At 66.9% G+C, this 17,958-nt stretch carries 16 protein-coding genes; 9 read left to right on the forward strand and 7 right to left on the reverse strand.

The genetic code is table 11. The annotated features are described in order from the left end of the window. Nucleotides 1-61: 61 nt before the first annotated feature. The 4 genes from H3H39_RS01655 to H3H39_RS01670 are packed head-to-tail and all read left to right on the forward strand — an operon-like array spanning nucleotide 62 to nucleotide 4,006. Nucleotides 62-1,540, forward strand: a complete 1,479-nt coding sequence (locus H3H39_RS01655) for a UbiA family prenyltransferase (protein WP_182151938.1) — start codon at nucleotides 62-64, stop codon at nucleotides 1,538-1,540. Further along, nucleotides 1,537-1,965, forward strand: a complete 429-nt coding sequence (locus tag H3H39_RS01660) for a GtrA family protein (RefSeq protein ID WP_182151516.1) — start codon at nucleotides 1,537-1,539, stop codon at nucleotides 1,963-1,965. Before H3H39_RS01655 ends, H3H39_RS01660 begins: the two co-directional genes overlap by 4 nt. Next, on the forward strand, nucleotides 1,962-3,272 hold the full coding sequence (locus H3H39_RS01665; RefSeq protein WP_182151517.1) for an FAD-binding oxidoreductase: 1,311 nt from the start codon (nucleotides 1,962-1,964) through the stop codon (nucleotides 3,270-3,272). The genes H3H39_RS01660 and H3H39_RS01665 overlap by 4 nt, the downstream gene beginning before the upstream one ends. Beyond that, nucleotides 3,269-4,006 (forward strand): SDR family oxidoreductase, encoded by a 738-nt coding sequence (locus H3H39_RS01670; RefSeq protein WP_182151518.1) that lies wholly within the window; start codon nucleotides 3,269-3,271, stop codon nucleotides 4,004-4,006. Before H3H39_RS01665 ends, H3H39_RS01670 begins: the two co-directional genes overlap by 4 nt. On the opposite strand, the gene H3H39_RS01675 is transcribed toward H3H39_RS01670, so the two are convergent. Then, the gene (locus tag H3H39_RS01675) at nucleotides 3,996-5,411 is read right to left on the reverse strand and encodes a hypothetical protein (RefSeq protein ID WP_182151519.1); all 1,416 of its coding nucleotides are present in this window, start codon (nucleotides 5,409-5,411) and stop codon (nucleotides 3,996-3,998) included. The genes H3H39_RS01670 and H3H39_RS01675 overlap by 11 nt on opposite strands. 153 nt (nucleotides 5,412-5,564) lie before the next feature. Here H3H39_RS01675 and H3H39_RS01680 point away from each other — a divergent pair, with 153 nt between their 5' ends. After that, nucleotides 5,565-6,245, forward strand: a complete 681-nt coding sequence (locus H3H39_RS01680; RefSeq protein WP_182151520.1) for a GNAT family N-acetyltransferase — start codon at nucleotides 5,565-5,567, stop codon at nucleotides 6,243-6,245. A gap of 69 nt (nucleotides 6,246-6,314) precedes the next feature. On the opposite strand, the gene H3H39_RS01685 is transcribed toward H3H39_RS01680, so the two are convergent. From H3H39_RS01685 to H3H39_RS01705, 5 genes are all read right to left on the reverse strand, one after another. Beyond that, complete coding sequence (locus H3H39_RS01685) at nucleotides 6,315-6,599, reverse strand: 2Fe-2S iron-sulfur cluster-binding protein (RefSeq protein ID WP_182151521.1); 285 nt, start codon at nucleotides 6,597-6,599, stop codon at nucleotides 6,315-6,317. A 78-nt stretch (nucleotides 6,600-6,677) separates the two neighbouring features. Beyond that, a complete protein-coding gene (locus H3H39_RS01690; protein ID WP_182151522.1) occupies nucleotides 6,678-8,351 on the reverse strand; it encodes a methyl-accepting chemotaxis protein in 1,674 nt (557 codons plus the stop codon). A 274-nt stretch (nucleotides 8,352-8,625) separates the two neighbouring features. Next, the gene (locus tag H3H39_RS01695) at nucleotides 8,626-9,549 is read right to left on the reverse strand and encodes an ABC transporter permease (protein ID WP_182151523.1); all 924 of its coding nucleotides are present in this window, start codon (nucleotides 9,547-9,549) and stop codon (nucleotides 8,626-8,628) included. Continuing rightward, complete coding sequence (locus H3H39_RS01700; protein WP_182151524.1) at nucleotides 9,549-10,658, reverse strand: ABC transporter permease; 1,110 nt, start codon at nucleotides 10,656-10,658, stop codon at nucleotides 9,549-9,551. Before H3H39_RS01700 ends, H3H39_RS01695 begins: the two co-directional genes overlap by 1 nt. Beyond that, complete coding sequence (locus H3H39_RS01705) at nucleotides 10,645-12,246, reverse strand: ABC transporter ATP-binding protein (protein WP_182151525.1); 1,602 nt, start codon at nucleotides 12,244-12,246, stop codon at nucleotides 10,645-10,647. Before H3H39_RS01705 ends, H3H39_RS01700 begins: the two co-directional genes overlap by 14 nt. A 329-nt stretch (nucleotides 12,247-12,575) precedes the next feature. On the opposite strand from H3H39_RS01705, the gene H3H39_RS01710 reads away from it, so the two are divergent. The 4 genes from H3H39_RS01710 to H3H39_RS01725 all read left to right on the forward strand — a co-directional run bounded on the left by H3H39_RS01710 (nucleotide 12,576) and on the right by H3H39_RS01725 (nucleotide 16,343). Then, a complete protein-coding gene (locus H3H39_RS01710; RefSeq protein ID WP_229217817.1) occupies nucleotides 12,576-13,430 on the forward strand; it encodes a GntR family transcriptional regulator in 855 nt (284 codons plus the stop codon). A gap of 328 nt (nucleotides 13,431-13,758) precedes the next feature. Then, nucleotides 13,759-14,619, forward strand: a complete 861-nt coding sequence (locus H3H39_RS01715; protein WP_182151526.1) for an outer envelope protein — start codon at nucleotides 13,759-13,761, stop codon at nucleotides 14,617-14,619. A gap of 31 nt (nucleotides 14,620-14,650) precedes the next feature. Next, the gene (locus tag H3H39_RS01720) at nucleotides 14,651-15,736 is read left to right on the forward strand and encodes a BMP family ABC transporter substrate-binding protein (protein WP_182151527.1); all 1,086 of its coding nucleotides are present in this window, start codon (nucleotides 14,651-14,653) and stop codon (nucleotides 15,734-15,736) included. 127 nt (nucleotides 15,737-15,863) lie between these two features. Further along, nucleotides 15,864-16,343: a nucleoside deaminase gene (locus H3H39_RS01725; protein ID WP_182151528.1), complete on the forward strand. Its 480-nt coding sequence runs from the start codon at nucleotides 15,864-15,866 to the stop codon at nucleotides 16,341-16,343. Nucleotides 16,344-16,407: 64 nt separating this feature from the next. Here the strand turns inward: H3H39_RS01725 and H3H39_RS01730 are convergent, their stop codons facing one another. After that, the gene (locus H3H39_RS01730; protein ID WP_182151529.1) at nucleotides 16,408-17,820 is read right to left on the reverse strand and encodes a glutamine synthetase family protein; all 1,413 of its coding nucleotides are present in this window, start codon (nucleotides 17,818-17,820) and stop codon (nucleotides 16,408-16,410) included. Between the last annotated feature and the right edge of the window lie 138 nt (nucleotides 17,821-17,958).

Genomic DNA, 17,958 nt, shown 5'->3' on the forward strand with positions numbered 1-17,958 from the left:
GGTACGGCCTTGCCCTGCCGGTGCGCTGCGCTGCGCCGTACCGGCCCGCACCCCCCATCCCATGAATGCAAGCCCGCAAGTCCAGGCGCCCGCCGCGCGAGACGCGGCCGGCTTGCCGCTGGTCGTCGACCTGGACGGCACCCTGATCAAGACCGATATGCTGGCCGAAACGGCCAACGATTTCCTGGTCACCCAGCCGTGGCGCGGCTTGCGCTTGCTGGCCTGGCTGGCGGCGGGCCGGCCCACCTTGAAGGCGCGCCTGGCCCAGGCCACCCAGGTGGACGTGGCGACCCAACCGTATAACGAGGAACTGCTGCGCTGGCTGGGCGAGGAAAAGCGCCGGGGCCGCCATCTGGTGCTGGCCACGGCCAGCGACCGGGAGCTGGCCGAGCGCGTGGCGGCCCACCTGGGCCTGTTCGACGAAGTGCTGGCCTCGGACGGCGTGACCAACCTGAAATCGCAAGCCAAGCGCGACGCGCTGATCGCCCGCTTCGGCGCGGGCCGCTTCGAGTATGTCGGCAACGACTGGCCCGACCTGGCCATCTGGCGGGCGGCGGCCCGGGCCCACGTCGTGAGCCGCTCGGCCCGCCTGATCGCGCACAGCCGCCGCAATGGCAACCTGGGCCGCGTGCTAGATGATGGCAAACCGGCGCCGGCGGCCGGCTTGCTGCGCGCCATGCGCCCCCATCAATGGATGAAGAACCTGCTGGTGCTGGTACCGCTGCTGGCCGCCCATCAGTATGGCGACGGCGCCAGCGTGCTGCGGGCGCTGCTGGCCTTGGTCGTGTTCGGCCTGTGCGCCTCCAGCGTGTATCTGCTCAACGACCTGGTCGACGTCGAAGACGACCGCCATCACCGGCGCAAGCGGCACCGGCCGTTCGCGTCCGGCCAATTGAGCCTGCTCACGGGATGGCTGGCCTGGCCGTTGCTGCTGGCCGCCGGTTTCGGCCTGGCCGCGCTATGGCTGCCGCCGCGCTTCAGCGCCGCGCTGGCCGCCTATTTCGTGCTGACGGTGAGCTACTCGTTCCGCCTCAAGCGAATGCCGATGGTGGACGTGCTGGCCCTGGCCGCCTTGTACACCTTGCGCATCATCGCCGGCGCCTATGCGGTGGCGGTGCCGCTGTCGTTCTGGCTGCTGGCGTTTTCCATGTTCACCTTCCTCAGCCTGGCCTTCATCAAGCGCTACAGCGAATTGCGCGCGGCGCGCGAAGCGGGCCAGGCCCGCACCTTGCGCGGCCGTGGCTATGACCCGCAAGACCTGGAACTGGTGTCCAGCCTGGGCAGCAACGCCGGCTACATGGCGGTGCTGGTGCTGGCGTTCTACATCCAGGACAGCCATACGGCCAGCCTGTATGGCACGCCCACCCTGATCTGGCTGGCCTGCCCGCTGCTGCTGTACTGGATCTCGCGCGCCTGGCTGATCGCCCACCGCGGGCAAATGCACGACGACCCCATCGTGTTCGCGCTCAAGGACCGCGCCAGCTGGCTGATCGGCGCGCTGTTCGGCGCCGTATTCGTGCTGGCCAGGACGCTGCCATGAACGGCATCGCCCGCCTGGCGTCGCTGTACGCCCTTTCGGCCGCGCTCGCCATCGCCGTCAACCTGGCCTGCCAGGCCGCCGTCATCGCCGCCTACCATGGCCCCTATGCGATCCCGTTGTCCATCCTGTTCGGCACGGCCGCCGGCCTGCCCGTCAAGTACGCGCTGGAGAAGCGCTATATCTTCCGCTTCCAGCCGGACAACCTGGCGCACGATGGCGCCGTGTTCGTGCTGTACAGCTTCATGGGCGTGTTCACCACGGCCGTGTTCTGGGGCGTAGAATACGGCTTTCAATATGCCTGCGGCACCGACCTGATGCGCTATACGGGTGGCGCTGTCGGCCTCGTCATCGGCAACATCATCAAATACCAACTGGACAAACGCTACGTCTTCATCCCCCGCACCGCGTTGGCGGAGGCCGCGTGACGCCGCTCGCAGGCTGGGGACGCTATCCGCGACAGGACGCGCAACTGCTGCTGCCCCTGACGGCCAGCCAATGTGCGCAGCAGTTGCGCGACGGCGCCGGTGGCGCCCTGATCGCCCGTGGCCAGGGCCGCGCCTATGGCGACAGCGCGCTGGCGCCGCACGTGATGGCCATGCGCCAGCTCGACCACCTGCTGGCGTTCGATCCCGCCACCGGCCTGCTGCGCTGCGCCGCCGGCGTCACGCTCGACACCCTGCTGCGCGTGTTCGTGCCGCAAGGCTGGTTTCCGCCGGTCACGCCGGGCACCCGCCACGTGACGGTGGGCGGCGCCATCGCCAGCGACGTGCATGGCAAGAATCACCACCTGGACGGCACCTTCTGCGACCACGTGCGCGCCCTGGAGCTCGTGCTGGGCAACGGCGAGCGGGTGACCACCTCGCCCACCGCGCACCCCGAACTGTTCCACGCCACCTGCGGCGGCATGGGCCTGACCGGCGTGATCGTGGCCGCCACCGTGCAACTGAAGCCGGTGCGTTCGAGCGAGGTGATCGAAACCACCATCAAGACCGCCAACCTGGAAGCGACGCTGGCGGCGTTCGAACAGCACCGCGCCAGCACCTATTCCGTGGCCTGGATCGATTGCCTGGCGCGCGGCGCGCGCCTGGGGCGCTCCTTGCTGATGCTGGGCGAGCACGCGCCGGACGGCGCGCTGGCCGTGCGCGACGGGGGGGCGCTGCCGGTACCGCTCGACATGCCGGCCGGCCTGCTGAACCGGGCCAGCATCGGCGCCTTCAACGCGCTGTATTACCACCGCGCGTGGCGGCGCCACAGCACGCGCCGCATCCCGTTTGAACCCTTCTTTTATCCGCTGGATGCGCTGGCGGGCTGGAACCGCCTGTACGGCAAGGCCGGCTTCCTGCAATACCAGTTCGTGCTGCCCAAGCAGGCCGGGGTGGCCGCCATGCGCGAAGTGCTGAGCGCGATCGCCGACTCGGGCCGCGGTTCCTTCCTGGCCGTGCTCAAGACGTTCGGCCCGGCCAACGCCAATTACCTGTCGTTCCCCACCGAGGGCTACACGCTGGCGTTGGACTTCAAGGCCGAACCGGCCGTGTTCGCGCTGCTCGAGCGGCTCGACCCCATCGTGCTCGGCCACGGCGGCCGCCTGTACCTGGCCAAGGACGCGCGCATGAGCGCGGCCACCTTCCGCCACAGCTACCCTCACTGGCAGCGATTCGAACAAGTGCGCGCCGACTGGCATGCGCACGGCCATTTCGCCTCGCTCCAATCCCGTCGTCTAGGACTGTTATGAAGAAAATCTTGATCATTGGCGCCACCTCCGCCATCGCCGAAGCGGCCGCCCGCGTGTGGGCGGCCCAGGGCCACCGCCTGTATCTGCTGGGGCGCAACGAGGAACGCCTGGATGCGCTGGCCGCTGACCTGCGCCTGCGCGGCGCCGCCGTGGCCGCATGCGGCGTGCTGGACGTGAACCAGTTCGGATCGCACCCGGCCGCCATCGAGGCCGCTTCCAGCGCGCTCGACGGGCTCGATACCGTGCTGATCGCGCACGGCACGCTGGGCGACCAACAGGCGTGCCAGCAGGACTTCGCCGCCACCTTGCGGGAATTGAACACCAACGCCATCAGCGTGATCTCGTTACTGACCTTGCTGGCCAACCGCTTTGAAGCGCAACGCCACGGCACGCTGGCCGTGATCAGTTCCGTGGCCGGCGACCGCGGCCGACAGTCCAACTATGTGTATGGCACGGCCAAGGGCGCGCTCACCATCTTCCTGCAAGGCTTGCGCAACCGTCTGCATGGCGCCGGGGTACAGGTGCTGACCATCAAGCCCGGCTTCGTCGACACCCCGATGACGGCCCACATCCAGCAAGGCCCGCTGTGGGCCAAGCCGGAAGCGGTGGCCAGCGCCATCGTGACGGCCGTCGACAAGCGCCGCGACGTGCTCTATACGCCCTGGTTCTGGCTGGGCATCATGACCGTGATCCGGCTGGTGCCCGAGCGCGTCTTCAAGAAACTCAAGCTGTAACGCCCTCCAGCGCCGGACCCGCCACGCGGGTCGCGTGCCGCTGGCGCAGGAAACCCGCCGCCAGCAGCATGGCGCCCGCGCCCAGCCAGGCATAGTTGGGCGCATAGCCGGCGGCCCAGCGCACATCGTAGAGCGCCGGCAGCCAGGCGTGCACCGGCCCATACAGCATGGAATAGCCGGCGAACGGGGTGGTGGCGTCGCGGTTGTACATGCTGACCAGCCTGAAGCCGTATTGGTAGAACAGCCAGCCCTGCACCAGCACCGACAAGCCCACCATCGCGTAGAACAGCCTGGCCTTGCGGCGGGCGATTTCAAGCAAGCCATACAGCGTCGGCATCAGGAACACGATGGCGCCCGCCCAGCCGAAGCGGCCGGAGAAGCACCAGCCGCCATACCAGTTCGGGTGCAGGCCATTGGGCACGATCAGCGACAGGAACACGATACTCCACAGCAGCGCCAGCGCACGCTGGGCGCGATATAGCCAGCCGATGGCCAGCAAGCCCACCAGGTTGATCGGGTTCAGCATCAGCAAGCCCTGGTTCTGGTCGAACAACAGCCCCAGCATGACCATCACGCTGGTCTTGCTGGCTTCGATCGCGTCCGCCAGATAGGGGCCCGACAGTTTGCCGTATGCGTAAAAATTGTATGTGACCAGCAGCAGGCAGGAAACGCCAGCCACGGCCAATATCCTGGCGATGCGCCGCAGGTCGCCACTGTCGCGGTAGATCCTGGCCACCACCGCCAGCACGATCGCCGCGCAGGTGGGGCCGAACTTGATCTGCAGCCAGGGCAGATAGGCGACGGCGACGGCCAACGCCAGTTCGGCGCCGCGGCCACGCGCCACCTGCGTGGTGCTGAACCAGTACAGGCCCAATAGCGCCAGCACGCCGGCCAGCAGGTCGGGATAGACCTGGTTCGCCGCCGGCACCAGCGGCATGGCGATGCAGGTGGCGCACACGGCCAGCCAGCGGTGCAGGCGGTTGGCGGCGAACACGCCGCTGACATGCCAGCACAGCAGGACAGCCAGCGCGCCGCACAACATCATGAACAGCTTGGCGCCCACGATGCCGCCGGCCGCGAACGGCATGGCCAGCAGCAAAGGCAGGCCCAGGTTGTGCATATTGAAGTGGCCATGCTGGCCCACGATGGTGTGCATGTTCTCCGGCGAAAACTTGGCGCTCTGGGGTGGAATGCCGAATTTCTCCCGCCCCGACGGCAGGAACGCCTCCGTGTAAGGTACGGTCTGCTCCAACGCGCCATGTTGCGCCAGGCCGTTGGCCATGATCAGGTAATGGGGCTCGTCGCCCGTCACGCCGTTGAAATTGGCATCGCGCCACAGGGAAAACAGCCCCAGGGCACACACGCAGTAAATGAGCAGAATGGAGGGAATCGCGTATTTTTTCATGGTTCACAGGTCGTGCCACATGCAGCCAACATGGCAAATCAGCATGCATGCTTTAAATACCACGCATCATACCTTAGTCGTCTGGATTGCCCTAGCGGTGCGCCAGCCGGCGCCGGTGTACACTGGTGCCCCACGATCGCGTCCGGACCGGCCATGCTTGATCAACTCGACAATATTTTCTGGTACACCCTGAACGGGCCGCAGGCGCAGTTCGCCACCGGCGCCGGCGCCGCGCGCCGCTACGCGCCCGGCTTTTCCCCCATCATCGGCTTCGCCGTCCCCGAGCAACCCGACTTCGCCGCGCTGGCGCCGTTCTGCGCGCCGGGCGAACGTTTCTACTGCGCCGGCTGGTCCGGCGCCGCGCCGGCCGGCTGGACGGTGGAAGTGGAGGCGATGATGATCTGCATGGTGTGGCGCGGCGCCCTGCCCGCCACGGACGAAGCGCCGGACGCCATCGCGCTGGGACCGCAGCATGTGGAACAGGCGGTGGCGCTGGCCGCGCTGACCAAACCCGGTCCGTTCGGCCCGCGCACCATCGAACTGGGCGACTACTACGGGTATTTTGATGGCGAACGCCTGATCGCCATGGCCGGCGAGCGCACCTGCGCCCAGGGCCTGCGCGAAATCAGCGGCGTGTGCACCGATCCCGATTACCAGGGCCGGGGCCTGGCGCGGCGCCTGATGGATAAGCTGATCCGGCGCCACATGCTGCGCGATGAACAGTCCTTCCTGCATGTGATGGCGGCCAACGATGCGGCCCACCAGCTCTACCTGCGCATGGGCTTCGCGGATCACCGGCAGACGGTGGTACGGGTGGTGGCCAGGACTGGTTAAGGACAACGGCGGACAGCCGCGGACAGCGGCGGGCACCGGCTCACGCGCGCCCACGCTGGCGAGAACGCGTCAGGCGATCTTTTTGGCCGCCGGGGCGAGGATGCTCAGGTCCGTCTCAGCCAGCGCCACGCAGGGCAGGATGTAGCCCTCCCGTTTCTCATCCAGGCTGAGGCCCGGCCATTCGATCCGATAGCGCACGCTGCCGCCGCGCAACTGGCACAGGCAGGTGCGGCACGTGCCGTTGCGGCAGGAGCTGGGCAGCCGGATGCCGGCTTGCTCGGCCGCCACCAGCAGCGTGGTGTCCGGCCCCGCGTCGAATTGCCAACCCTTGCCTTCCAGCGTGATCCGCCGCATCGCCGTATCCATCCCGTACCGCCCCGTTGTCGTTGAAGCGACATGATAAGGGCAAACGGCGCGCAGCGTACCAGGCTACTAGGCCAGTTGACGCACCTGCTGCTTCGCCGGGCCGTGCGGCCGTGGCGGCACACGGTGCCGGGGCGGCGGTTGGTGGCCGGCGGCGGCCGCGCGCGCAGCCTGCAGCTTGAACACGGCCATGGCCTGCGCCACATGCTGCGCCTGCTGCGCCAGATTGCCGGCGGCGGCAGCGGCCTGCTCCACCAGCGCCGCGTTCTGCTGCGTCAAATCGTCGATCTGGATCACCGCCAGGTTGACCTGGCCGATGCCGTGGCTCTGCTCGCGGGTGGCGGTGGAAATCTCGTCCATCACCTGCGTCACCTGGCACACGGACGCGATCACTTCATGCATGGTGGCGCCGGCGCTACTGGTCAGCTCCGCCCCCGCGTTGACCTTGGTGATGGACAGGTCGATCAGCTCCTTGATCTCGTGGGCCGCCGTGGCCGCGCGCTGGGCCAGGGTGCGCACCTCGCCCGCCACCACGGCGAAACCGCGCCCTTCCTCGCCGGCGCGGGCCGCCTCCACCGCCGCGTTCAGGGCCAGGATATTGGTCTGGAACGCGATGCCGTCGATCAGGCCGATGATGTCCTGGATCTTGCGCGACGAGGCGCTGATCTCGTCCATCGTGTGCACCACGCGCTCGACGATTTCGCCGCCATGCTCGGCCACCTTGGAGGCGCGCCCCGCCAGTTCGTTGGCGCTGGCCACGCTGCTGGCGCTTTGCTGGAGGTTGGTGGTGAGCTGCTCCATGCTGGCCGCCGTCTGCTGCAGGCTCGACGCCTGCGACTCCGTGCGGCCCGACAGGTCCATATTGCCGGTCGCGATTTCCCCCGTGGCCAGCGTGATCTCGTCGAAATTGCGGCGCACGTCGCCAATGATGCTGTGCAGGTTGACATTGGTCTGGCGCAGCGCGGCCAGCAACTGGCCCATCTCGTCGTCGCGCGGCACCTCGATCACGCCCGTCAGGTCGCCGCCGGCCATCTTGCGGGCCGCGCTGGTGGCGCGCCGCAGGGGATCGGCCACGGTGCGCTGCAGGCTGCGCCAGAACAGCAGCATCACGGCCGCCGCCACCCCGGCCGCCACCGTCAGCGCCAAGCGCGTGCCATCCGTGGTGGTGCCATCGACTTGCCAGAAGGCGACGGCGAACAGCGCCATCATGGCCGTCATGAAGCTGGCGTTGAGCGCGATGTGGCCGCTGAACGACAACCTGGAGAGCGCCCGCAGCCGTGCCAGCACGCCGGTCGATACGGCGCGGCCGTTGATGATACGCAGCCGCCGCGGATTGCCGGCCTTGAACTGACGGTACAGCGCGTCGGCCTCGGCCACCTGCTGGCGGCTGGGTTTGCTGCGCACGGACATGTAGCCGACCGGCTTGCCGTGCTCGATCACGGGCGTCACATTGGCCAGCACCCAGTAAAAGTCGCCGTTCTTGCAGCGGTTCTTGACCATCCCGGTCCACGGCATGCCGCCCTTGATGGTGGCCCACAGGTCGGCGAACGCCTCCACCGGCATGTCCGGATGGCGCACGATATTCTGCGGCGCGCCCATCAGCTCCGCTGCCGTGAAGCCGCTCACCTCGATGAAATAGGGATTGGCGTAGTTGATATTGCCCTGCAAATCCGTGGTCGAAACGATGGTCTTGTCATCGTCCAGCAGGTACTCGTGTTCGGTGATCGGCGTGTTGTTGCGCATTGTCGTATTCCTCGTGGAAGAACCGTCAGGCAAAAGGGAAGCACATCGGAGCCGCGAGCCGGGGTCGGGGGTCGCCTTACACGTTGCGCGGGCAATCTGGCCCGCCCGGCTGAGATACCTGCCGTAACTATGGATTTAGTATATTCAGTATCTATCGCAACAATTATCTCCAATTATTGCGAGCAGAAAAAAATAATGCCCGCCACAGGGGGGCGGGCATGGGGCGGGCCTGGCTGGCGTGCGGGGCGGGCGTCGCGCGCCCACCACAGCGCGGTCAGTCGGCGCGGAAGTTCTGGCCCAGCGACATGGGCTTGTTGAGCAGGATGGTTTGCGGATTGCGGCAAATGATCACCAGCACCACGATGGTGGCCAGGTAAGGCAGCATGGACAGGAACTCGGACGGCACGGCGATGCCCATACCCTGGCCGTGGAACTGCAGCACCGTCACGCCGCCGAACAGGTAGGCTCCCACCAGCACGCCACGCGGCTTCCAGGTGGCGAACACCACTTGCGCCAGCGCGATCCAGCCGCGTCCCGCCGTCATGCCCTCCACCCACATGGGAGTGAGCGCCATCGACAGGTAGGCGCCGCCCAGGCCGGCCATGGCGCCGCCGAACAGCACGGCGCCGTAGCGCAGCCCGATCACGGGGAAACCGATGGCGTGGGCGCTGTCGGGCGACTCGCCCACGGCACGGATCAGCAAGCCCAGACGGGTGCGGGCCAGCATCCAGCCCACCACGGCCACCAGCGCCACCGAGCCGTACACCATGATATCGAAGCGGAACAGCAGCGGCCCCACGAACGGCAATTCCGACAGGACGGGGAAATGCAGGTGCGGCAGCGGCGCGATGGTTTGCCCCACCAGGCCACGGCCCATGAAGGCCGACAAACCCACCCCGAACAAGGTCAGGGCCAGGCCGGTGGCCACCTGGTTGGTTTGCAGCGTCAGCACCAGGAAGCCGAAGATCAGCGCCAGCGCCATGCCCACCGCCATCGCGGCCAGCAAGCCCAGCGTCATGCTGCCGGTGCCCAGGGTGACGGCGAAACCGCTCACGGCGCCCACCAGCATCATGCCTTCCAGGCCCAGATTGAGCACGCCGGAGCGCTCCGTCACCAGTTCGCCCATGGAAGCCAGGATCAGCGGCGTGGCAGCGCCGGCCGTGCTGGCCAGGAAGGCGATCAACAACTCGGTATTCATCAGGCAGTCTCTCCGGTTGGGGTGGGTGCGGCGGCGGCCACGGGGGGCAGCACGCGGTGGCGCGGCTTGAAGCGGTAATGGATGAACAGGTCGGCCGCCAGCAGGTAGAACAACAGCAAGCCCTGGAACAGGCCCGTGATGGCCGACGGCAGTTGCAGCTCGATCTGGGCCGTCTCACCGCCGATGTAGAGCAGCGACATCAGCAGCGCCGACAGCAGCACGCCCAGCGGATGCAAGCGGCCCACGTAGGCGACGATGATGGCGGCGAAGCCATAGCCGGGCGACACGGACGGTTGCAGCTGGCCCAGCGGCCCCGCCACTTCGCCCACGCCGGCGATACCGGCCAGCGCGCCGCTGATCATGAACGCCACCCACACATTGCGCGGTTCGCTGAAACCGGCATAGGCGGCGGCTGCCGGCGCCATGCCGCTGACCTGCATGCGGTAGCCGGCGAAAGTGCGGGCGCAGAAGAACCAGGCACCGGCCGCCACCAGCAGCGACAGCGGGAACGCCGCGTTCACGCGCAAGCCTTCCACCAGCAGCGGCAGCATGGCCGCGTCCTGGAACATTTTCGACTGGGGGAAATTGAAGCCGGCCGGATCGCGCAACGGGCCGTGCACCAGGTAGCTCAGCAACAGGTAAGCCACATAGACCAGCATCAGGCTGACCAGGATTTCACTGGTGTTGAAACGGGTGCGCAGCAGCGCGGGGATGGCGGCCCACGCCATGCCGCCCAGCGCGCCGGCCACCACCATCAGCGGCAGCAGCCAGCCGGCCTGCACGTCGTCGAAATACAGGGCCACGGCGCCGGCCGCGATGGCGCCCACCGTCAGTTGGCCGTCGGCGCCGATGTTGGCCACGTTGGCGCGGAAACCGAGCGCCAAGCCCACGCCGCACAGGATCAGCGGGGTAGCCTTGAGCAGCAGCTCGCCCACGCCATACAGCGTGGTGGCGGGTTTGATGAAATAAACGAAGAAGGCGTGCAGCGGGTCCTGCCCCAGCAAGGAGAACAGCACGGAGCCGGTGGCCAGCATGGCCAGCGCCGCGATCAGCGGCGAGGCCAGCATCATGGCGCGCGAGGGTTCGGGACGTAATTCAAGCCGTGACATGGTGGGCAGCTCCTGGTGCGGGTTGGTCGGCGGGCGGGTCGACGTGATCGAAGTCGCCGCTCATCCACACGCCGATCTGGTGGATGGTGGTGGAGGCGGCCGGCACGGCACGCGACAAGCGCCCTTGGGCCAGCACGGCCAGCCGGTCGCTCATCTGGAACAGTTCGTCCAGTTCCTCCGACAGCACCAGCACGGCCGCGCCCTGGTCGCGCAAGTCGATGATGGCCTGGCGGATCAACATGGCCGCGCCGATGTCCACGCCCCAGGTTGGCTGGGCGAACACCACCACCTTGGGCGCCAGCATGATCTCGCGCCCGACGATGAATTTTTGCAGGTTACCGCCCGACAGGCTGGCGGCGGCCGACGCCTCCCCGCCGCACTTGACCTTGAAGCGCGCGATCACTTCGCGCGCGAACGTGCGCACGGCGCCGAACTGGATCAGGCCGCGCCTGACCATGCCGGCCCCGCCGGCCGGAATGTAACCGGTGAGCAGCGCGTTGTCGGCCAGCGACAGGGCCGGCGCGGCGCCCCGCCCCAGCCGTTCCTCGGGCACGAAGCCCAGGCCCAGCTGGCGGCGCTGGGCCGCGTTGAGCCGGCCCACGGGCTGGCCCTGCATGCGGATCGCGTCGCCTTGGGCCAGCAGGCGTTCGCCGGAGATGGCTTTCAACAGTTCCTGCTGGCCGTTGCCGGAAATGCCGGCGATGCCGACGATCTCGCCGCTGCGCAGCTCCAGGCTGATGTCCTGCAAATGCACGCCGAACGGGTCGTCGCTGGCCACGTTCAAGTGTTCGATGGCCAGCCGTACTTCACCGGGCGCGCGCGGCAGATGGCGGCAGGTGGGCAGCTCGCGGCCTATCATCAGTTCGGCCAGCGAACGGGCGCTTTCCTCTTTCGGGTTGGCGGTGCCGGACACGCGCCCCGCGCGCAGCACGGTGGCCTTGTCGCACAGCGACTGGATCTCGTCGAGCTTGTGGCTGATGTAGAGGATGCTCATGCCTTCGGCCGCCAGCCGGCGCAGCGATTCGAACAGCTTGAGCACGGCGTCCGGGGTCAGCACCGAGGTCGGTTCATCCATGATCAGCAGTCGCGGCGACTGCAGCAGGCAGCGCACGATCTCGACCCGCTGGCGCTCGCCCACGGACATGCTGTGCACCAGCCGCTGCGGGTCCAGCGGCAAGCCATATTGTTCGGACACGCTGCGGATGCGGGGCGCCAGCTCTTCCGGCGACACCTTCTCGTCCAGCGCCAGCGAAATGTTCTGCGCCACCGTCAGCGTTTCGAACAGCGCGAAATGCTGGAACACCATGCCGATGCCCAGCTTGCGCGCGTCGTGCGGCGAGTGGATCGCCACTTCCCGCCCTTCCCATTGGATCTGGCCCGCGTCCGGTTTGGTCACGCCGTAGATGATCTTCATCAGCGTGCTCTTGCCGGCGCCGTTCTCGCCCAGCACGGCATGTATCTCGCCCGGCATCACCGTCAAGTCCACTTCGGCGTTGGCGACCACGGATGGATAAATCTTGGAAATGCCCCGCAGCTGCAAGCGCGGCTCGTGGCGCGGCGCCGTGGCCGGGGCGGCGGTGTCATTCATTGGGCGGAACCTCCATGTTGTATACAAATGCTTGTGAGCATCGTCATCGAACTACGCAAGCTCCGTGCCACCGCCCGGCGGCAGGCCCTCTGCGCGCGATGGTTAAAAGCATACGCTCTCATGCATGACTGCACGCACTTTTTTTGCGCAGCCTGTGGGCAAAAACGCACTATATAGGGCGTGCGGATTCACCACAAACGTGCGAAATTGTATCCACCCGCCACCAAATCGTGGCCACTTTCGTACACAATATGAGCACGAATCCTGCTTTACATGGCGCAGACAACCTGCGCCGGGCCTGGCCCGCGCACGCTACAGGAGAATGACACATGAGCAGCCTCACCCCCGCGCCCCGTCCAGCGGGCAAGCGCAAAGCCGGCGCGCCGGCCGAACCGGCGGTCGCCACTGGCACGGCGGCCGTTACCGCCACCGGCATGGCCGCGACAGGCGCCACGGGCACCACCGCGGGCGCAACCACGGCGGCGTCCGCGCCCGCCGCCCGCCTCAAGCGCGGCACCACGGCCGTCGACCTGCGCATCTACCGGGCTGTCGTGAACGCCGTCATGAGCCACCGGCTGCCGCCCGGCACCCATTTGGGCGAAGCGGATTTCTGCGACTTGTATCAGGTCAGCCGCACCACCGTGCGCAAGGCCCTGCAACGGCTGGCGCACGACCACATCATCGAGCTGCGCCCCAACCGCGGCGCCGTGATCGCCTCGCCCACGCCGGAGGAGGCGCGCGACATCTTCGCCGCGCGCCGCGCCGTGGAGCGCGAGATCGTGCCGCTGGTGATCCGCAACGCCACCCCCGCTTCGCTGCAGCAGATCCGCGCCGCGCTGGAGGCGGAAGACCAGGCCCGCCACACGGGCGACCGCGCCAGCTGGATACGGCTGGGCGGCGAATTCCACATCCTGCTGGCCGAACTGGCCGGCAACCAGGTGTTGCTGCGCTTCATGTCGGAGCTGGTGTCGCGCTGCTCGCTCATCATCGCCCTGTATGAAAGCCCCGGCGCGGCCATGTGCGAGAACGACGAGCACCAGGACTTGATGTCCCTGATCGAACAGCGCAAGGTGGCCGAAGCGACGGCCCTGATCGAACACCACCTGCTGGAAATCGAAGGCCGGCTGCGGCTGGGCGAACCGGAACGCAAGATCAACCTGGCCGAAGCGTTGTCGGGTTTCTAAGTCCGATTGCATACACCTGCGCGGAGTCCGCACCACGGTGTGGCGTGGCGCGCCCAACCGCCCATCCATGGTGCGCGCCGCGCCCGATCGCGAGGCGGAAAGCCAGTCCTGGCCTGCCCCGGCGGGCCACACGGCATGACGTAAAAACCACAATGGGCATAACGAAATGCAGCATTTATTTCATTTCGATGACACTCTGGCCTACTATTTGCTAGTTCACTCAATCAAGAATTGAATCCAATTAGCGCCAACGATTGGATTCAAACCGCGACACAACCGGTATCATCCCTGCCGTCCGATTTCGTTAACCTCAGTTCCAGGAGTCCGCATGAAGCCACAGCCATACAAACGCACCGCCATCCTCGCCCTGCTCGCCGCCAGCGCCTGCACCGCCGCCCAGGCGGCCGACTGGAGCGACACCTCGCTCAGCTACCGCTACGGCACCAAATTCGCCGAGCCGTTCAACAACCAGGACATCAGCAAGAGCATCGTCAACCTGACCAGTGTGAGCGGCTACAAGTACGGCACCAACTTCGTCAGCGCCGACCTGCTGATGTCGGACGACAAGGACCCATCGTCGGTGGGCGCCAAGACGGGCGCGCACGAAGCCTACGTCCTGTACCGCCACACGCTGGACCTGGGCAAGGTGACGGGCGCCAACTACGCCTTCGGCCCCGTGCGCGGCGTCGGCCTGACGGCTGGTTTTGACTTCAACAGCAAGACTGACGCCGGCTACAACTCCAAGAAGCGCATGCTGGTGGCCGGCCCCACCCTGATGCTCGACGTGCCCGGTTTCCTCAACGTCAGCCTGCTGGCCCTGTGGGAAAGCAACGCGCCCTACAACGGCTATAGCAACACGGCGGTGGACCGCTACCGCTACAAGACCCACCCAATGCTGACGGCCGCCTGGGGCATCCCGATCGGCACCGCCATTCCGCTGTCGTTCGAAGGCTTTGCCAACTTCATCGGCACCAAGGGCAAGGATGAATTCGGCGGCGACACGGCCACGGAAACCAACATCGACATGCAGCTGATGTACGATGTGGGCGCGGCCATGGGTTCGGGCAAGAACGTGTTCAAGGTCGGCGTCGAGTACCAATACTGGAAGAACAAGTTCGGCAACTCGGACCACAACAACCCAGGCGCCACGGCAAAAACCCCGATGATCCGCGCCGAGTACCATTTCTGATCCCCGTCCTCACTCTAGAACAGGAAACGCCATGATGAAACGTCGTACTCTGCTGGCCTATGCCTCCCTGGCGGCCACCCTGGGCCTGGCCGCCGCCGCGCCCGCGCAAGCGGCCGAACCGCTCAAGATCGGCTTCGTGTACGTGGGCCCGGTCGGCGACGCCGGCTGGACCTATGCCCACGACCAGGGCCGGCTGGCCATGGAAAAGGAACTGGGCGACAAGGTCAAGACCACCTTCGTGGAAAACGTGCCGGAAGGCGCGGACGCCGAGCGCGTGATCCGCAAGCTGGCCGCCGATGGCAACAAGCTGATCTTCACCACCTCGTTCGGCTACATGAACCCGACGGAAAAAGTGGCCAAGGCCTTCCCCAACGTGGTGTTCGAACACGCCACCGGCTTCAAGACGGGCAAGAACATGGGCACCTATGAAACCCGGATCTACGAAGGCGCCTACCTGCTGGGCGTCGTGGCCGGCAAGATGACCAAGTCCAACATCCTGGGCGTGGTGGCCTCGTTCCCGATTCCGGAAGTGATCCGCAACGTGAACGCCTTCACGCTGGGCGCGCAAAGCGTGAACCCGGCCATCAAGACCAAGGTGATCTGGGTTAACTCGTGGTATGACCCGGCCAAGGAACGCCAGGCCGCCGAAACCATGATCGCCCAGGGCGCGGACGTGCTGAACCAGAACACGGATTCGCCGGCCACGCTGCAAGTGGCGCAGGAAAAAGGCATCTACGCGTTTGGCTGGGATTCCGACATGCTCAAGTTCGCACCCAAGGCGCACCTGACGGCCGCCACCAACAACTGGGGCGGCTACTACACCGACACCGCCAAGGCCGTGATGGCCGGCACCTGGAAGCCGACCGACATCCACGGCGGCATCAAGGAAGGCATGATCAAGATGTCGCCCCTGAACGCGGCCGTCAAGCCGGATGCGGCCAAGGCCTTCGAGGAGAAGAAAGCCCTGATCGCCAGCGGCAAGTTCACCCCGTTCCAGGGTCCGATCAAGGACCAGTCGGGCGCCATCAAGGTGGCGGCCGGTTCCGTGATGCCGTTCAAGGACCTGATGTCGATGAATTTCTACGTGCAAGGCGTGGAAGGCAGCATTCCGAAGTAATGGTTTGAATATACGGTATATATCGTTTATACCGTATATCACATCACATGGCCGGCATACCATGTGTGCATCATCCGCAAGCGGCGGGGCGGCCAGTACGTCCCGCCGGATCCACCCAGGAGCACGCATGAGCACAGCCACCCCGCAAGACCAGCAATTCCTGACCCAGGTCCTGGCCCTGGCCCAGCGTTCGCGCGACGAGGGCCACCATCCGTTCGCCGCCATGGTGGTGGGCGCCGACGGCACCATCCTCTCCGAAGCGATGAACGCGTCCAGCAGCGACCGCACGGCGCACGCGGAAATGAACGCGCTGCGCCAGGCATCGTCGCGCCATAGCCCGACCGAACTGGCCGGCGCCACGCTCTATTCCAGCGCCGAACCCTGCGCCATGTGCGCTGGCGGCACCTACTGGAGCGGCGTGGGGCGGGTGGTGTACGCGCTGTCCGAGGCCAGCCTGCTGCAACTGACGGGCAGCGACCCGGAAAATCCAACACTCTCCCTGCCCTGCCGCGACGTGTTCGCGCGCGGCCAGCGGCCCACGGAAGTGCTAGGCCCCCTGCGCGAGGACGAGGCGCGCCAGGCGCACGCGGGGTTCTGGCACAGGTAAGCCGGCCGCCAGCCGGCAAGCCCGCGTCGCAATCAGCGAAATCAGCGCGGGCGAACGGGCCCGCTCAAGCGTGGTGCAGCAGGTTGGCGATATCCCATTCCAGCCCGGACGGCGCCTGCTCGCGCTGCGCCAGCTCGTGGCCCTTGAGCGCAGCGTAGGTATCGACGAACTGGGCGCCGAACAGCGCGCGCGTCCAGTCGTCGTGGCGGAACGCCTGCAGGGCCGCGTCCAGCGACAGCGGCAGCGGATCCGGTTCGGCCGTGGGCGACAGCTGGTGTTCCATGCCGTCCAGCCCCGCCGCGATCATCGACGCCAGCAGCAGGTAGGGATTGGCGTCCGCGCCCGGCAGCCGGTTCTCGATGCGGCGGTTGGCCGCGTTCGAGACGGGAATGCGGAACGCCACCGAGCGGTCGTCCTGGCCCCAGCTGGCGGCGGCCGGCGCCGCTTCGTGCTTCTGGAAACGCATGTAAGAGTTCTGATATGGCGCGATCAAGGCCGTCGTGGCCAATGCGTGGCGCTGCATGCCGGCCACGAACGCCAGCAACTCCGCTGACGCCGCGCCATCGGCGCCGCTGAACACGTTGCGGCCGCTGTCGCGATGCTGCATGCTCATGTGCCAATGCATGCCCGAGCCCGGACCTTCCACATAGGGTTTGGCCAGGAAGGTGGCGGCGAACCCGTAGCGCAGCGCCACGTCGCGCGCCAGTCGCTTGAAACGGAACACGGCGTCGGCCTGGGCCAACGGCGCCGCGGGCGCGAAATTGACTTCATACTGCGAGGCCGCCGCCTCGTGCGAAAAACCGGTGACGGGAATGCGCTGCGCGCGGCAGGCCGCGAACAGGGTGGTGAAAAACGGCTCGAAGGCCGAGGTGCGCTCCAGCGAAAAGATGTCGATGAAGCTTTCCCGCACGTTCGGATGGAACGGGCTCGGTGCAGGCGGCAGGCTGGTGCCGTGGCGCGCGCCGGGAATGGCGACCAGGAAGAATTCCAGTTCCGGCGCCACCAGCGCCGCCAGCCCGCGTTCATCCAGGCGCTTGAGCACGCGCTTGAGGATGCTGCGCGGCGACAGCGCAGCCGCCTCCACCGCGATCCCCTTGGGCGTGGTGAAGCCACCGCCCACGTCGCACAGCACCGTGGCGCGGTGCGCGATCAGCGGGTCGGGCGCGAAAGTCGCCCAGTCCGGCGTGAGGGCCACGTCCGGGTAGGTGCAGGGGATCAGGTCCTCGTACACGGAGCGCGGCTCGCCGCCCACCACGGTGGTGCCGAAAATGATGGATGGCAGCCGCGTGCCCCGCTGTTCCGAGAATTCGGCCGTGGTCTGGATTTTGCCGCGCGCCACCGAGGCCAGGTCCGACAGCGCGCATTCGACGGTGCGGATGTCGCGTAACTGGCACACGCGCAGCGCCTCGTTTTCGGCATGCCCGGCATGCGGCGCGGGGAAGGGTTCGGCGACGGTAATGGTTGGATAGGCTGACACGGCGGGCTTTCCAGGCTGATGTTGTTGAAATCGATACAGGATGGCGCCAGCATAGCGGGGGGACGCGCCCGCGCACAAGAACCACTGGGCGCCCGTTCGGGAGGACCAGTTGGGTGCCGCGCCACTTGACAGGAAGGC

It is taken from the genome of Rugamonas apoptosis (assembly GCF_014042355.1).
GTDB classification, from domain to species: Bacteria; Pseudomonadota; Gammaproteobacteria; order Burkholderiales; family Burkholderiaceae_D; genus Rugamonas; species Rugamonas apoptosis.

Bases quoted from the DNA above. Each gene is read 5' to 3' on its own strand.
- H3H39_RS01685 (WP_182151521.1), bottom strand. From the start codon at position 6,599: ATGCGGCGGATCACGCTGGAAGGCAAGGGTTGGCAATTCGACGCGGGG.
- H3H39_RS01680 (WP_182151520.1), top strand. From the start codon at position 5,565: ATGCTTGATCAACTCGACAATATTTTCTGGTACACCCTGAACGGGCCG.
- H3H39_RS01700 (WP_182151524.1), bottom strand. From the start codon at position 10,658: ATGTCACGGCTTGAATTACGTCCCGAACCCTCGCGCGCCATGATGCTG.
- H3H39_RS01720 (WP_182151527.1), top strand. From the start codon at position 14,651: ATGATGAAACGTCGTACTCTGCTGGCCTATGCCTCCCTGGCGGCCACC.
- H3H39_RS01670 (WP_182151518.1), top strand. From the start codon at position 3,269: ATGAAGAAAATCTTGATCATTGGCGCCACCTCCGCCATCGCCGAAGCG.
- H3H39_RS01690 (WP_182151522.1), bottom strand. From the start codon at position 8,351: ATGCGCAACAACACGCCGATCACCGAACACGAGTACCTGCTGGACGAT.
- H3H39_RS01655 (WP_182151938.1), top strand. From the start codon at position 62: ATGAATGCAAGCCCGCAAGTCCAGGCGCCCGCCGCGCGAGACGCGGCC.
- H3H39_RS01705 (WP_182151525.1), bottom strand. From the start codon at position 12,246: ATGAATGACACCGCCGCCCCGGCCACGGCGCCGCGCCACGAGCCGCGC.
- H3H39_RS01660 (WP_182151516.1), top strand. From the start codon at position 1,537: ATGAACGGCATCGCCCGCCTGGCGTCGCTGTACGCCCTTTCGGCCGCG.
- H3H39_RS01725 (WP_182151528.1), top strand. From the start codon at position 15,864: ATGAGCACAGCCACCCCGCAAGACCAGCAATTCCTGACCCAGGTCCTG.
- H3H39_RS01710 (WP_229217817.1), top strand. From the start codon at position 12,576: ATGAGCAGCCTCACCCCCGCGCCCCGTCCAGCGGGCAAGCGCAAAGCC.
- H3H39_RS01675 (WP_182151519.1), bottom strand. From the start codon at position 5,411: ATGAAAAAATACGCGATTCCCTCCATTCTGCTCATTTACTGCGTGTGT.
- H3H39_RS01695 (WP_182151523.1), bottom strand. From the start codon at position 9,549: ATGAATACCGAGTTGTTGATCGCCTTCCTGGCCAGCACGGCCGGCGCT.
- H3H39_RS01715 (WP_182151526.1), top strand. From the start codon at position 13,759: ATGAAGCCACAGCCATACAAACGCACCGCCATCCTCGCCCTGCTCGCC.